The following is a 14,978-nucleotide window of genomic DNA, read 5'->3' on the forward strand; positions in this document are numbered from 1 at the left end:
TCGTCACCTCCATCCTTTCAACGACGCAAGCAGCTTGACCGCCAGCGGCTTGCCGGTCAAGCCGACCTCCTCGATCGGACCGACGCAGGCCGGGCAGCCGCTCAAGCAGCCGCATCCGACAATATGCCGCGACGCCTCGGCAATGAGCGTTTCGTGCAGCTCGTACAGACGTTCGCTCAAGCCGACACCGCCGGGGTACCGATCATAGAAAAATATCGTCGGCTGTTTGTCGTGCACCGAGCGAACCTGCGGCACGACGCGAATGTCGAACGAATCGCACATCAGATAAAGCGGAGCGAGATGAACCATCACGTTCGACAAGCCGAGCAGGGCGAACTGCAAATCGTTGGCGCTCAAGCCATCCGTCGCTTGCTCCCCGAACGTGATCCAGTACGCATTCGTATGCATTTCCTCCTCGGGCAGATGAATCGGCCCGGAGCCGATATTTTCGTGGGTGCGCAGCCGGATTTTTTTGAAAATCGTCGCTTTGGCGTTGAGCGTCACTTCCCCGAAGCGCCGTTCGGCAAGCCCGGCCTGCTCCTCCTTGTGAATGTGCAGCACTTTCAACTGCACCGCCAGATTGGCATCCGTGTAATAATCGACGTTCACCTCGCGAACGTACGCCTTCTTCTCTTCGTAATCGAGCTTCTCTACCTGGTATTGTACGCCCTCGTGGATATAGATCGCTTCCTCGTGCACAAGCGTAGGCGCGCTGAACCGGTCGACCTCGCCGATCACGCGGCTGCCGTCGGACATGTCGATGATGACGATATTTTCCTGTGCCGCAGAGCGCAGCGAAATGTCGTGCGCCGGGAACGACTGCTCCATCCAATACCAGCGCCCTTGAACCCGGTGGACGATCTTCTCCTCGGCCAAAAACTCGAGCAACTCCGACAGCGGCTCGTCCCCGAATCGTTCGTTCTCCTCGAAAGGCAGCTCATAGGCGGCGCACTTGACATGGTCGAGCAAAATAATCAGATTATCCGGCTGAATCAGGGCTCGCTCCGGAGACCGCTCGAAAAAGTAACGCGGATTCTCGATCATAAACTGGTCGAGCGGGTTGCTACTGGCTACCATAAAGGTAATCGAGCTTTCCTGCCTCCGCCCCGCTCGGCCCGATTGCTGCCACGTGCTGGCCACCGTGCCGGGATAGCCGTTCATGACGCATGCCTGCAGTTGGCCGATGTCGATGCCGAGCTCCAGCGCATTCGTGCTGACGACGCCGCGAATTTCCCCGGAGCGCAAGCCGCGCTCGATTTCCCGGCGCTGCTTCGGCAAGTAGCCGCCCCGATAGCCGCGAATCGACTTCGCGCCCAGCTCATGGCGGACCAGCTCCTGCAAGTACGTCAACAATAGCTCCACTCGGACACGACTGCGGGCGAATACGATTGTCTGGATGTCGTTTTTCAACAGAAAGGCGGCGATTTTGCGCGCCTCCAGCACGCTGCTCCGGCGTATGCCAAGCTGCTTGTTGACGACCGGAGGGTTGTAGAAGACGAAGTGTTTCTCGCCGGACGGCGCCCCGTTGTTGTCCACGACCGTTACCGGTCCGCCCGTAAGCCGCTCGGCATGCTCTCCGGGATTGTCGATGGTGGCCGAGGCGCAAATGAATTGCGGCTCCGAGCCGTAAAACCGGCAAATTCGCTTCAGCCGGCGAATGACGTTGGCGACATGGCTGCCGAATACGCCGCGGTAACTGTGAAGCTCGTCGATCACGATATATTTGATATTCTCGAACAGCTTGACCCACTTCGTATGATGCGGCAAAATCGCCGAATGCAGCATATCCGGGTTCGTCACCACGATATGCCCGGCATTGCGGATCGCCTGTCTCACCGCCGGCGGCGTATCCCCGTCGTACGTGTGCGATTTGATATCCGCTCCGAGCCGGTCGGCGATTTCGTGCAGCTCCGCGACCTGATCCTGCGCCAACGCCTTCGTCGGGAACAAATACAGGGCGCGCGAGCTCTCGTCATGCAAAATGCGGTTAAGCACCGGCAAGTTGTAGCACAGCGTCTTGCCCGACGCCGTCGGAGTTACGGCCACGACGCTGCGGCCTTCCTCGGCGGCGCGGAACGAATCCGCCTGATGCGTATAAAGCCGTTCGACCCCTTTGTCCGCCAGCGCCTGACGAAGTCCGGGATGTATCGTCGCGGGAAAATCCGCGTAGCTCGCCGGTCGCGGAGCGATCGTCTGCCAGTGCGTGACCTGGCTCATCAGCTCGGGCGTATTGCGGATCGTCTCGATCATTTCTTCGATAGAGGAAACTTTGCCGGTCAGCCGGTTCATCGTCAACCTCCCCCTTTCGTACAAGCGAATCCCGTACAAGCGGTTCCGTTACTCCAATTGTACAGAATGCACGTTCGCATGACAACACATTCTCGCTTGCACGGACGACAAAATCATACCGCCTCAAGCGTTCCGGAGCGCAGCGCAGCGATTTCCGGCCGTGAACCGTCAGTCATCCGGTCGCATTGCCGTTAAACGTGTCGTTTACGATAGAATATTCAAACTATTCCGAATAAAACAAACTCGGCTTCTGTCGCTTCCTGCGCTTTCCCGGGAAAGTATTGTATTTCCCCAGCCGAATCGCCGCATGGCGTGGCCGTTTTCGCCGCAACGACCGATCGAGCGCAGCTCTTGGGGTGCGGTATTGCCCTGCCCGGACTTACGGTCGGCGGCCAACGCGACGACGACAGTTTTCATCTCGCGCGAATTGGTGTAGAATAGGAGCAATGATGGAAACGTGAGGTGAGCGACAATGTTGGAAAACCTATATAAGCAAATCGTCATGGATCATTCTAAAAATCCTCGCAACAAGGGCAAGCTAGAAGGGGATGACTCGATCCAGTTCCCATATAAAAACCCGACTTGCGGCGATGTAATGGTTCTGTACATGACGCTGGACGAAAACCGGAACATTCGTGACGTAAAATTCGAAGGCGAAGGCTGCTCGATCAGCATGGCCTCCTGCTCGATGATGACCGACCTGGTCAAGGGCAAATCGGTCGAGGAAGCGGAACATCTGATTCATCTTTTTACAAACATGATCAAAAACGGCGAGCTGCCCGAAGATGAGGATGAACTCGGCGATGCCCTCGCGCTTTCCGGCGTTCACAAGCTGCGGGCCCGCCACAACTGTTCCCTGCTTGGCTGGAACGGGCTGGAGAAGGCGATCAAACAGCACGTCCACTCGTAACGCATATCGGCTATTGCCCGGGAAAAGTAAGCAATCAGGCTCGGCTCCCGACGATACGGCCGTAAAACAACCCCGACTGCTTCTTATAACGAAGCGTTGCCGGGGGTTTTCGTTTTCCGCCACACATTTCCGCTGCTACTGGAGCAGCACATACAGAGGTACCGCCATCAGCGACGTGACGATGCCGGACAACCCCATGGCCAGGCCGCCGGCGCTCCCCTGGAGCTCCGATTCGCGAATGATGCGCGCCGTGCCGATGCCATGGGCGGCCGTGCCGATCGCTACACCCAAGGCTACATCGCTGCGCACGCCGACCAAACGGAGGAACGCCGGCCCAATCATGCTGCCGATCAACCCGGTCAGTACGGTCAGCACCGCCCCAAGCTCGGGAATGCCGCCAAGCTGACGAATGATCTCGATCGAGATCGGCGAGCTGGTCGACTTGGGCAACGCCGTCAGCCATAGCTCGCGGGAGCCGCCTGCCGCCCATACGAAAAAAGCGCTGCTGGTCATTCCGCACAAGCTTCCCGCCGTTACGCCGGTCAAAATCGCGCGCAGATGCTTTCGCAGCCGCACCGCATGTTTGTACATCGGAACGCCAAGCGCCACTGTCGCCGGTCCGAGACAGAAGACGAGCAGATCCGCCCCGCTGCGGTATGACTCGTAAGGAATTCCGAAGGCGAGCAGCAGTGCGGCCAGCAGCGCCGAGCAGAAGAAGAGCGGGTGCAGCCAGCGGTAACGGGCATGCAGCCGCAAGGCGAAGACATAAGCGATAACGGTCGCCGTAACGCCGAACAACGGATCATTCCACAGCTCGTTTGCCGTCATCGCGAGCTCCCTCCTTCGGCCCCAGAGCGCCGGTCGTCTTCGCCGTGACGAGCAGTACGAGCAGCGTCCCCAGCAGCAGACTCAATCCGATGCCGAGCGCATTGGCGCCGATGACGCGAACGAATACGATCGTGCCGACAATAAAAGGCGCAAAAAACAGCATCATATGGCGCAGCAAAAATTGCGCGCATTCTTCGACCCACTCCAGCTTGACCCAGCCGGCAAACAACGAAGCAACGAATAATATCAGTCCGATCACATTGGCCGGCAGTGGAATATGAAGCAGCCGATGCAGTAGCAGTCCGGTAAAATGAAACGCCAGCAAAATGGCCAAACCTCGCATCGCAAACCGCCTTTCCCCCAATACGCTTTTGGATAAACCAGAAAAAGTATATCATAAATGAAGGGGGACGATAATCGCGCAACAACGATTGCCGCTTCCGAAATGGTATTGCCTTTTCTCGCAAAATGTCATATTTTTGAGGGAGCCAGCAAATATCGAAGGAGAAAAGCAAAAATAATGTCGAATTTTATCAAAATTGGGCGTGCGGGGAAATGGCGCCACTTCGAGGTGCTGACATGAACGCCGCTTCCCGAATCGCGTCTTTGGGCCTGCTTTTGCTGCTTCTCCTTCTCGTGCCGGTATTGCCGGTACATGCCGCAAACTCCGTGCCCAAAACGATCATTGCCGAATGGCAGTTCCGCTGGGACGACGACCCCGTTCAACAGCGAACGTGGGAGGAGTTGGACCGGGCGGGCGGCTGGACCACAGTCAGCTACAGCAATCCTGTACCGGACAATCCGACCCATGCGACGTCGGCCTGGCTCAAGATTGCGCTTCCCCCTCCTTCCGATTCCGGGACGGTATGGAAACAGCCGGGCCTGTTCATCGACAAGCTGTATGGCCACCAGGTGCGGATTTATACCGGAGATCGCACCCTGTATGAAGCCGACCGTCACTACACGTACGACGTATTCAAGCTCGCTCTTCCGATCGAACAGTCGGAGCTCGGCGATAGCGTCTACATGAAAATCACGACGCTGAGCGACCGGATCGGCCTTCATCATCAGATTGAGGTAACCGAATACAGTGACGGCGTTCCGCGTTTTTACAAAAACGATTTCATCGATCTGATGCTCGGCGGTTCGCTCGTTTTTTTCGGAATCATTATGCTCGCCTGCTCGTCGTTTCTGAAAAAGTCCCAAATGACGCGCTGGATTTCGTTATCGCTTGTCATCTTGACGACCGGCACGCTCATCGCCGCTTTCTCGCCGTTCCCTTACATTTTTATAGGGCCGTACGGTAAAATTTGCATCACGTTGTTCGATCTGTCGTTATTCATCTTTTTGCCGGCGCTGGCCTGCTTTATCGAGAAAGCGCTCGACAGCGGCAGAATCGTCCTCCTTCCCTTAGTGCGCAAATTAATGACGGCCTATTCCGGGTTCTGCATTGCCTTGTTGATTTTTAACGAGTTGAGCGATTCCCGCTATATCAAGATTTACTACTTCTTCACGTTAAACGTACTCGGCATCGTCATGATCGTCCTGTTTTCGATATTGATCGGCACTACGATCAAGCATGCGGTCAAAGGAAACCGCGACGCCCTTATCATGTCCGGCGGCTTCGCCCTGTTTGCCGTCACGGGAATCGGCGAACTGATCTGGTTTTTTTACCACGCCAAAAACTACGACCTGTTCATCTGGAAGTGGGGCGTTCTGTGCTTCGTCGTCGCCTTCATCGTCGTTCTGGCCCGCCGCTTCGCTCTCGATCACGAGCAGGTGGTCAATTACTCCAAGCAGTTGGAGCTGTACAACACGCGGCTGCAGCGTCACGAGAAGATGGAAATTTTAAGCGAGCTGGCGGCTTCCGTAGCCCACGAGGTGCGCAATCCTTTGCAGGTGACGCGCGGCTTTCTGCAATTGCTCCGGGAGACAGCCGAGGGCAACCCGAAAACGTATATAGGCTACGCAATGGAAGAGCTGGACCGCGCATCCGCCATCATTACCGACTATCTCACCTTTGCGAAACCGCAGCTTGACGACGTGACCGTACTTCGCCTGTCCGAAGAGTTCCAGCATATCGAAGGCATTTTGGCGCCGATGGCCAATATACAAGGGGGGGAAGTTAACGTACGGCTTGCGGACGGTCTGTACATCGAAGGCAATTCCTCGAAGCTGAAGCAAGCTTTTGTCAACATCGTCAAAAACAGCATCGAAGCTTTGAACGGCGAAGGGCGGGTCGATATATGGGCATATCGCGACAACGGAGAGATTGTTATCCACGTTAAGGATACGGGAATCGGAATGGACGAGAACGAACTATCCCGTTTGGGAGAGCCTTACTTTTCCAGCAAATCGAAAGGGACCGGGCTAGGTCTGATGGTAACGTTCCGAATTATCGAGGTCATGCGGGGAAAAATCGAGTTCAAAAGCCAGAAAGGGATCGGGACGGAAGCGATCGTCCGTTTCCCTGCCGCAGCGGCAGATTGACTGCGATCGAATTGCAGGTATTACGTAAAAAAAGCCGTTCACACGGCTTCCGGCCAGACCGAATGGCGCGATTGTGCTAACACGCACAATGGCGCCATTCTTTTATCCCCGTCCCATCGGACGGCACGCTAGCGCCTGCGGATCGGGGCTTCGCAAAGCTTTTGCGTCCTTACCAGGCCGCGTTCACGTCGTCTTCGCCGTCAAGCGCGTCAGCCGGGTTTTGCGGCAGAACGAGATAGAAATCGGTCGACGATTCCTCAACCACATTCAGCTTGATGCCATCCGGTACTTTTACCCCGAACGCCCCCTCGATTGCCGCTTTCGGATCGCTCAGCAGCTGCTGTTTGAACGTCGAATCCTGCCATGCTTTTTCAATAATTTGCTGTTTTAACGTTTCTTCTGTAGACATATATAACCACCCTTCCTTTCCAGTGTTTGGATAAGTCCAACGTCCCAAGTGTAGCATGAAACCAGGATATATTCCACTTTTATTTGACGTTTTTTGACGACCAGTAGGTAAATCCACCTAATTTTAGCAATTGCAGATCTCGTTCTATAGACTCAGCGGAAAGAACTAGATGATCCGTCAAAAAAGCATGAAAGCCGACCAGCTCCGGAACGTCCGTTCCCGCTGCGGAAACGAGCCTGTGTCGTTCTTCCGCCACCCGCGCATAGCGGCCGAGAACCCCCTCCATGTAGATCGCCCGCTTCACCTCGGCGACGTCCAGAGCGCCTGACGTTGCCCGCTCGCTGCGGATCATCGCCAGCAAGCAGTTGGCGCTCCCAAGCTCCAGATCCTCCCGCCAATCCGCACGATCGTCAGCCATCTGCAGTGTCACGAGCGTCTCTTCGACCAGCCGCGATACAGGCGCGATCCGGTCTCCCCTACCCGTAAGCAGCAGCAGTCCGGTCGAAGCGAACTTAACCGGGCTGGCTTTGTGCGCGATGCGCAGCGGCTCGCGCAGAAACAGCTCCGGCTCGTTCTCGGCCGATACGCTTGCCGCCCATTCCTCCACGTATTGGCGGTAGTACGCCCAGAAAGGCGATTCCGCAGGGAACAGCGGGCGGTACAGCTCCAGCAGCCGGGTCTGCATCAGATTGGCCAAGGCGAGCTGCTCTCTCCATTCGGACGGGACCGTATCCATCAGGTCGTCCTGGATAAAGTAGTACAGCATGACGAAGACGTTGGCCAGCGCAAGCCGTCGGCATGTGTCGTCGTCCGCCCCCGCGGCCTCCTTGACCCAGTAAGGAAGCAGGTAACAGATGTAGTTTTTGGTGCTTTCCTTCTGCAGCGGATCGAATTTTTGCAAATAGGCCAGACCACGCCTGTCCAATGGCGCCGGAAATTGTGCGATGGCTTCCCTCGCTTCGGCAAACAGCTTGCGCAGCTCCTCCTCGTACCCGTTCAGCCAGTTCATGAAGCCTCCCCGGACGGGCCGAATGCGAGCCCGAACATCGGAATGTCCATCGTCGCATCCGGTGCGGCCAGCCACGCCTGAAGCTCGTCTTCGCGTTCGTCCCCGATCGGCGCATCGAGCAAATATTCCGTGGCATGGCGCATATAGGCCCCGCAAACGAGCTTCAGCTCCGGCCTGGCGGCGCGAACAGAGTAGAACTCGCTGCGGGCGCAAACATACCCGGCCTGGCGGAATTCGAATTTCAACGCCTCCGGCACGTCCAGGAACGAACCTTTTCCCCGCAACGCCCGCCTCGACTTCCGGTACAGCGCCGAAAACTGCGGCAGCCGCGCATCGTCCCGATACCGGCTGTCGTCGTAATCGATCACGACGATCGTCGAACGCTCATGGGTATGCCGGCTCAGCCAGTCGGCGAACGACATGCGGTTGCGGATATGCAGCACGACGAGCCGGGCGATGACGACGTCGTAAGGCCCGCTCCCGTCCAACTGCTCGTAGCTGCCCTGCACGAAGCGAAGCCTGTCCTGCTCCAGGCTGGCAGCCTGCCGATGCATCTCCTTGTCCAGCTCCACGCCGGTAAATTCGGCATCCGGATACCAGACTCGCATTTGATTCAGATAGGTCCCGTTTCCGCAGCCGATATCGAGGACCTTCGCCGAACGCCCTTGCAGCAATCCGTCCCAGAACAGCTCTCTCTCCCGTCCGATAAAAAGCTCCGTTGTCACGTTCAGCATGCGGCCTAACCGGTCCGCTCTCGTCTCCGCCACTTTCGACTCCCCCAAACGGATTATCCATGTATGTATACGCATCCATTATAGCACGAAAGTCCCATTTTTCTCGGTTATTTTCAAGCGATAATAAACCGCCTCCGCTATACTATTTTGACCATGCGACGCCTCAAAACGAAAAAAGCCTCCTCCCGGAGACAATTGCTCCGGAAGAAGACCTGCGGTTTTGGATCGCTAGCGTCGTCAAACCGTCACGCGTTCGTACCAAGCCTGGTATTTCTGAATATCGCCCGCACCCATAAACAGCAGCACGCAATCCGAGTAACCGTTCAACTGGTCGATATTTTGCTCGGAAATGTGCCTGGAGGCGGGAATTTTATTCATCAGGTGCTCGATGGAGACGTTACCCTGCTGCTCTCGCGCCGATCCGAAGATGTTGCACAAATACACTTCGTCCGACCCGGACAACGACGTGGCGAAATCGTCGATAAACGCCTCCAGTCGGGAGTACGTATGCGGCTGGAACACGGAGACAACCTTTTTACCCGGATATTTGGAGCGGACGGCGTCCAGCGTAGCGGAAATTTCCGTCGGATGATGGGCGTAATCGTCGATCACGACATTGCCACGCACGCTTTTCTCGGAAAAGCGCCTTTTCACTCCGCCAAACGTGGCCAAGCGTTCCCGCACCTCATCGAGGTTCAAATCCTCGAGCACGGCGACGCCGATGACCGCGAGCGCATTCAGCACGCTATGCTTGCCGTAGGCGGCGACCGTAAACGTTCCCAGCAGATTATGGTGCAAATAAACGTCGAACGTCATCCCGTTTTCGCCTGCACGGATGCGGTCGGCCCGCAAATCGTTGCGCTCTCCCGTTCCGTAATACAGGATCGGCGTTGTCGGTTTCAGCGTCCGGATCTGCTCGTCGTCGCCGTATGCGACCAGATGCTTCTTGACTTTCTCCGCCATCTGTTGGAAAGCGAGCGTCACGTCGTCCAATCCGCTGTAGTAATCGGGATGGTCATAGTCAATATTCGTCACAATCGCATAGTCGGGCGCATAAGCCAGAAAATGCCTCCGGTATTCGCAGCTCTCGAATACGAAATATTTGCTGTCCGGATGGCCGGCACCGGTCCCGTCCCCGATCAGGTAGGAGGTCGGCTGAATGCCGCTAAACGTATGGGCCAGCATGCCGGTCGTCGACGTTTTGCCGTGCGCGCCGGTCACCGCAATGCTCGTAAAACGGCCGATCCAGCGGCCCAGAAAATGATGATACCGTTCCACCGGAATGCCCGTTTGCCCGCATTGCACCACTTCCGGATGATCGTCCGCAAAAGCGTTGGAGACGATCGCTCTCCCGACGCTGCGGCCGATCTCGCTTTCGCCGAAACGGAACATCGGAATGCCGCGTTTTTCCAACGGCTTCTGCGTGAAAAATTCGCTATCCGTATCCGATCCTTGCACCGGGTATCCCGAATCATGGAGCACCTGCGCCAAGGCGCTCATACCGGCGCCTTTTATGCCTATAAAGTGGACCTTTTCCATAAGGAACCCTCCTACGTTATCCTCGAAAACTTGCTTTCCGTAGCATACTTTCCATTATATGAGCATGCACCCGGGTCTGTGCTCCCGCCTAGCCAATGAGCAACCTTTGCTGCCTACGCGGCACGGCGCATAGCGTTTTGCGGTCGTATGCCTTATCCAGTTTTCCCCAAAATACAGTTGTCCAACCGAACGACAAAGTCCCGATTCAAACCGACTGAATCGGGCTTGCCTCCCTGCTCCGACCGAATGCCCGAACGTCAGGCGAAGCAGTCCGTTCCCTGTCCGTTAAAGCGTCTCCGCCGGGCCGTCTTCGCCCGCTTATGTACCGGCCTATCAGGGCCTGATCGGGAAGCTCCAATGATCCTTCGCGATCCAAGCCTGTTCGAACTCAGTGCGGGCTTCTTCCAGCAAAAGCCGCGTCTCTTCCTCCTGATAGCGTGAGCTAATATGCGTCATGATGAGCGCTTTGGCCCCGGCTTGCCGGGCCGTCCGGGCGGCGTCCAGTGCGGTCGAGTGGTAATAAGCCTGGGCCAGATCGTTCAAGGAGCCGTCGAAGGTCGCTTCGTGCACCAGCACGTCGGCGTCCGCCGCTAATGCCACGGCGGATTCGCATTTGCGCGTATCGCCGAGAATGACGACCTTGTGACCCGCGATCGGCGGGCCGATGAACGCCTTGCCGTCGACGACGGTGCCGTCGGACAGCGTGACCGTCTCTCCCTGCTTGATACGTCCAAACAGCGGACCCGGCGGGATGCCGAGCGCCTTCAGCTTGCCCGCGTCGAGTTTGCCCGCCTTGTCCTTCTCCACGATCCGGTAGCCGTAGCTGTCGATCCGGTGGTCCAGCTTGGCGCATAGGACCTCGAACCGGTCGTCCTCGAACACCGGCCCTTCGCTCACCTCGCGGTAGATCAGCTCATACGACAGATGCGCTTGGCTAAGCCGGAGCACCGGCTCCAGCAGCGCTTCCAAACCGGGCGGGCCGAACAGGACGAGCGGACTCGTCCCTCCCTGGTTCGAACGGCTGGTCAACAGGCCCGGAAGCCCATAAATATGATCGCCGTGCAGATGCGTTATATAAATATGCTCAAGTCTACTCGCCTTCAGGGGGGAGCGCAGCATCTGATGCTGGGTCCCTTCCCCGCAGTCGAACAGCCACATCGTACCGCGCTCGTCGTACAGCGTCAGGGCGATGGCGGTTACGTTTCGTTCCTTCGAGGGCATGCCCGCCCCCGTTCCGAGAAAATAAAGCTCCATGCTGCTCCTTTCGCCGGATTACGCTTTGTCTACATTAAAGTAACGCGCCTCCGGATGCGCAAACACCATTGCCGAAACCGATGCTTCCGGCTCCATCATGAACCCTTCGGTCAGCTCCACGCCGATATCCTCGGGCTTCATCAGCCGGAACAGCGGTTCCTGGTCTTCCAAATTCGGACAAGCCGGATAACCGAACGACACGCGAATGCCCTGATACCGGGCTCCCCACCGCTGCTGCATCGTCAAATCCGGCGAGTCCGGGAAGCCCCACATGTCGCGCATCATATGATGCATCCGCTCGGCGAACCCTTCCGCCAGCTCGATGGCGAACGATTGCAGCGCATGCGAGCGCAAGTAGTCGCCTTTGTCCTTCATCTCCTCGGCTTTGGCGCGTATGCCTTGACCGGCCGTTACGACGAGGAAACCGATATAGTCCATCGTGCCGCTCGATACCGATTTGACGAAATCGGCCAAACAGAGGAACGGCTCGACTTCCTGCCGCGGGAACGAGAACCGGTGCAGGACCTCCGACGTATTCGCCGGATCGTAGATCAGAATATCGTTGCCGTCCGACTGCGCCGGGAAGAAGCGGTACATGCCGTTCGCCTGGATCAAGCCCTGCGTGCGCGCTTCGCCGAACAGCTCGTCGATCGTTTCTTTCAATTGCAGCGCCTTCGGATCTTTCTCCTCCAGCAGCTTGTCGACGTTGCCGCGCAAGCCGAGGTGATGTCCGAGCAGCGTACGCATATTCACATACGGATAAATATGATCAATCGGATAGTTCTTTAACACATGTCTATCCAAATCCGGCGGAATATATACCGGGTTGTCCTGCGAGACCGACGATTTGGCCGCGCGGGTCAGCTTGATTTCTTCCGAGCCCTTGCCCGCTTCCATGACGACCGATTCCATACTGTCGCGCAGCTCCTGAATGAGCTTCTGGCGCTGCTCCGTATCGCTCAGCTTGTTGGCGATGTCGAGTCCGTCCATGGCATCCTTCGCATAAAGCACGACGCCGTCGTATTCAGGGGCGATCCGCGTCTTCGTAAACTTCCGCGTCAGAGCTGCGCCTCCAACCAGAATCGGCACCTCGATGCCGGCGGCTTTCAAGTCCTGCGCGGTGATGACCATCTGCTGCGCCGATTTGACGAGCAGTCCGGACAAGCCGATGGCATCCGGCTTTTCTTTGCGGTATGCCTCGATCAGTTGCTCCGGAGGCACCTTGATGCCCAGATTGATAATCTGGTAGCCGTTGTTCGACAGGATGATTTCCACCAAGTTTTTACCGATGTCATGCACGTCGCCCTTGACCGTGGCAAGCAGGATTTTCCCCTTCACGGCGCTTTCCGCACGTTCCATAAACTGCTCCAGATAACCGACGGAAGCTTTCATTACTTCCGCGCTTTGCAGCACCTCGGCGACGATCAGCTCGTTGTTGTTGAACAACCGGCCGACTTCCTCCATCCCTTTCATCAGCGGTCCGTTGATGATTTCGAGCGGCGCATATTTCTGGAGCGCAATCTCCAGATCGGGAATCAGCCCTTCCTTCGTGCCTTCCACGACGTAGGAGCCGAGTCTTTCCTCGAGCGACAGATTGGAGATTTTCTCCTTCTTCTCGACCTTCTTCTCGCGGAAAAAAGCGACAAACTCCGCCAGCGTCTCGTCGTTCGTATTGTAGATGAGCGCTTCGGCAAGCTGCTTCTCCTCGTCGGAAATCGAGGCGTAGCGCTGAAGCTTCTCGGTATTGACGATCGCATAATCAAGACCGACCTTCGTGCAGTGGTACAAATAAACCGAGTTCAGCACTTCCCGGCCGGCCGGCGGCAGACCGAAGGAAATGTTGCTCAAGCCAAGAATCGTTTTGCATTCCGGATATTTTTCCTTGATCATGCGGATGCCTTCGATCGTTTCCACCGCAGAACCGATATACTGGGGATCGCCCGAGCCGATCGGGAACATGTTGGGGTCGAAAATAATATCCTGCGGATCCATGCCGTATTGGCGGGTCAGCAGCTCGTAAGCGCGATCCGCGACTTCCATCTTCGCCTCCCGCGATACGGCCTGGCCCCGCTCGTCGATCAGGATCATGACGACCGACGCGCCGTAACGATGAATAAGCGGGAGGATGCTTTGGAACTTCGTCTCGCCGTCCTCAAGATTAATGGAGTTAATGATTGCTTTGCCCTGCGAATATTTGAGCCCGAGCTCGATAATATGATCGTAAGTCGAGTCGATCATGAGCGGCGCTTTGACCTTTTTGACCACTTGCTGCAAAAACTGCTCCATCGCATAAGCCTCGTCGACATCGGTGTCCTGCAAGTTGATATCGATGACGTGCGCCCCGTTCTTCACTTGCGCTCTGGCGATTTCCGAGCCTTCCTCGAACTTGCCTTCTTTGATCAAGCGTTTGAACTTCAGCGAACCGGAGATGTTCGTCCGTTCCCCGACCATGTAGGGGCGGTTTTCCGCCTCAATATAGACCGTCTCGATACCGGAAACGGCCGACGGGTGCGTGCCGTCCATGGCCCGCGGCGGGAACTCGCTCATCGTCTCGGCGATCGCCCGAATATGGTCCGGCGTCGTGCCGCAGCAGCCGCCGGCGATATTGAGCCAGCCCTGCTCCGCAAAACCGGCCAGTTTCTTGGCAAGCGACGCCGGCGATTCGTGATAATGGCCGTTCTCGTCGGGAAGGCCCGCATTCGGATAACAGCTTACGGCCATGCCTGCCAGTCCAGACAGCGTGCGGATATGGTCCTTCATGAATTCCGGACCGGTGGCGCAGTTCAGGCCGATGGATACCGGCTTCAAATGCTCCAGGGAAATGTAGAACGATTCGATATTTTGACCGGCCAGCGTCGTGCCCATTGGCTCGATCGTACCAGATATCATAATCGGCAAAGTAATGCCAGTCTTCTCGTAAGCGTTGCGAATGCCGATGCTTCCGGCTTTGACATTGAGCGTGTCCTGGGACGTTTCGAGCAGCAGCGCGTCCACGCCCGCTTCGATCAAAGCGACAGCCTGATCGTAGTAGCTCTCCACCAAGTCGTCGAACGTCACCCCGCCGGTTACGGACAATGTCTTCGTAGTCGGTCCCATCGCTCCGGCCACATAGCGGGGCCATTCCGGCGTCGAAAATTTGGCGGCGGCCTCCACGGCCAGCCGGGCGGCGGCCACATTGAGCTCCCAGGCCCTTTCGGGAATATCGTATTCGGCCAGTACGACGCTCGTCGAGCCGAACGTATTCGTCTCCAAGATGTCCGCTCCGGCTTCCAAATAAGCCTCGTGGATTTTGGTCAACACATCCGGCCGGGTTACGGCCAATATCTCGTTGCAGCCGTCCAGCTCCTCCCCGCCGAAATCGTCTGCCGTCAAATTTTCCTGCTGGAGCATCGTGCCCATAGCTCCGTCCAAAATCAATATTTTCTCTTTAAGCCTTTTGGCCAAAGCTGTTTTTTGCATGAGGTCCACCCCTTAGCGATTGCCTTCTCTACGTCTGCACTTTAGTCTACCAGAATA

General features: G+C 56.8%; 11 protein-coding genes. 2 read left to right on the top strand and 9 right to left on the bottom strand.

What is annotated here, in order from left to right; genetic code table 11:
* Positions 1–3 precede the first annotated feature (3 nt).
* Positions 4–2,289, bottom strand: coding sequence for a DEAD/DEAH box helicase (locus ABD796_RS12130; RefSeq protein ID WP_344907994.1), 2,286 nt, complete (start codon positions 2,287–2,289; stop codon positions 4–6).
* 472 nt (positions 2,290–2,761) lie between these two features.
* Between ABD796_RS12130 and sufU the strand changes: the two genes are divergently transcribed.
* The gene (sufU, locus tag ABD796_RS12135) at positions 2,762–3,199 is read left to right on the top strand and encodes a Fe-S cluster assembly sulfur transfer protein SufU (protein WP_344907997.1); all 438 of its coding nucleotides are present in this window, start codon (positions 2,762–2,764) and stop codon (positions 3,197–3,199) included.
* Positions 3,200–3,334: 135 nt separating this feature from the next.
* Here sufU and ABD796_RS12140 read toward each other — a convergent pair whose 3' ends face one another.
* Positions 3,335–4,027, bottom strand: a complete 693-nt coding sequence (locus ABD796_RS12140; RefSeq protein WP_344907999.1) for an LrgB family protein — start codon at positions 4,025–4,027, stop codon at positions 3,335–3,337.
* Entirely contained in the window at positions 4,002–4,370 is a 369-nt protein-coding gene (locus ABD796_RS12145) for a CidA/LrgA family protein (protein ID WP_344908002.1), read from the bottom strand. Before ABD796_RS12145 ends, ABD796_RS12140 begins: the two co-directional genes overlap by 26 nt.
* Positions 4,371–4,606: 236 nt before the next feature.
* Here ABD796_RS12145 and ABD796_RS12150 point away from each other — a divergent pair, with 236 nt between their 5' ends.
* On the top strand, positions 4,607–6,517 hold the full coding sequence (locus ABD796_RS12150; RefSeq protein WP_344908005.1) for an ATP-binding protein: 1,911 nt from the start codon (positions 4,607–4,609) through the stop codon (positions 6,515–6,517).
* A gap of 169 nt (positions 6,518–6,686) precedes the next feature.
* Here ABD796_RS12150 and ABD796_RS12155 read toward each other — a convergent pair whose 3' ends face one another.
* From ABD796_RS12155 to metH, 6 genes are all read right to left on the bottom strand, one after another.
* Positions 6,687–6,926 (bottom strand): NHLP leader peptide family RiPP precursor, encoded by a 240-nt coding sequence (locus ABD796_RS12155; RefSeq protein ID WP_344908007.1) that lies wholly within the window; start codon positions 6,924–6,926, stop codon positions 6,687–6,689.
* A 79-nt stretch (positions 6,927–7,005) separates the two neighbouring features.
* Complete coding sequence (locus ABD796_RS12160) at positions 7,006–7,935, bottom strand: hypothetical protein (RefSeq protein ID WP_344908010.1); 930 nt, start codon at positions 7,933–7,935, stop codon at positions 7,006–7,008.
* Entirely contained in the window at positions 7,932–8,702 is a 771-nt protein-coding gene (locus tag ABD796_RS12165; protein WP_344908013.1) for a class I SAM-dependent methyltransferase, read from the bottom strand. Before ABD796_RS12165 ends, ABD796_RS12160 begins: the two co-directional genes overlap by 4 nt.
* Before the next feature lie 204 nt (positions 8,703–8,906).
* Positions 8,907–10,208, bottom strand: a complete 1,302-nt coding sequence (gene murC, locus ABD796_RS12170) for a UDP-N-acetylmuramate--L-alanine ligase (RefSeq protein ID WP_344908016.1) — start codon at positions 10,206–10,208, stop codon at positions 8,907–8,909.
* A gap of 333 nt (positions 10,209–10,541) precedes the next feature.
* Positions 10,542–11,462 (bottom strand): ribonuclease Z, encoded by a 921-nt coding sequence (gene rnz / locus ABD796_RS12175; RefSeq protein WP_344908018.1) that lies wholly within the window; start codon positions 11,460–11,462, stop codon positions 10,542–10,544.
* 18 nt (positions 11,463–11,480) lie between these two features.
* Positions 11,481–14,921, bottom strand: coding sequence for a methionine synthase (metH, locus tag ABD796_RS12180; RefSeq protein ID WP_344908021.1), 3,441 nt, complete (start codon positions 14,919–14,921; stop codon positions 11,481–11,483).
* Positions 14,922–14,978: the final 57 nt, after the last annotated feature.

This window comes from Paenibacillus hodogayensis, assembly GCF_039536325.1.
In the GTDB taxonomy this organism is placed as follows: domain Bacteria; phylum Bacillota; class Bacilli; order Paenibacillales; family NBRC-103111; genus Paenibacillus_AB; species Paenibacillus_AB hodogayensis.

Excerpts from the sequence above, each read along its gene's own strand:
- ABD796_RS12140 (WP_344907999.1), bottom strand. The coding sequence starts at position 4,027 with ATGACGGCAAACGAGCTGTGGAATGATCCGTTGTTCGGCGTTACGGCG.
- murC (WP_344908016.1), bottom strand. The coding sequence starts at position 10,208 with ATGGAAAAGGTCCACTTTATAGGCATAAAAGGCGCCGGTATGAGCGCC.
- ABD796_RS12145 (WP_344908002.1), bottom strand. The coding sequence starts at position 4,370 with ATGCGAGGTTTGGCCATTTTGCTGGCGTTTCATTTTACCGGACTGCTA.
- ABD796_RS12155 (WP_344908007.1), bottom strand. The coding sequence starts at position 6,926 with ATGTCTACAGAAGAAACGTTAAAACAGCAAATTATTGAAAAAGCATGG.
- sufU (WP_344907997.1), top strand. The coding sequence starts at position 2,762 with ATGTTGGAAAACCTATATAAGCAAATCGTCATGGATCATTCTAAAAAT.
- ABD796_RS12130 (WP_344907994.1), bottom strand. The coding sequence starts at position 2,289 with ATGAACCGGCTGACCGGCAAAGTTTCCTCTATCGAAGAAATGATCGAG.
- metH (WP_344908021.1), bottom strand. The coding sequence starts at position 14,921 with ATGCAAAAAACAGCTTTGGCCAAAAGGCTTAAAGAGAAAATATTGATT.
- rnz (WP_344908018.1), bottom strand. The coding sequence starts at position 11,462 with ATGGAGCTTTATTTTCTCGGAACGGGGGCGGGCATGCCCTCGAAGGAA.
- ABD796_RS12160 (WP_344908010.1), bottom strand. The coding sequence starts at position 7,935 with ATGAACTGGCTGAACGGGTACGAGGAGGAGCTGCGCAAGCTGTTTGCC.
- ABD796_RS12150 (WP_344908005.1), top strand. The coding sequence starts at position 4,607 with ATGAACGCCGCTTCCCGAATCGCGTCTTTGGGCCTGCTTTTGCTGCTT.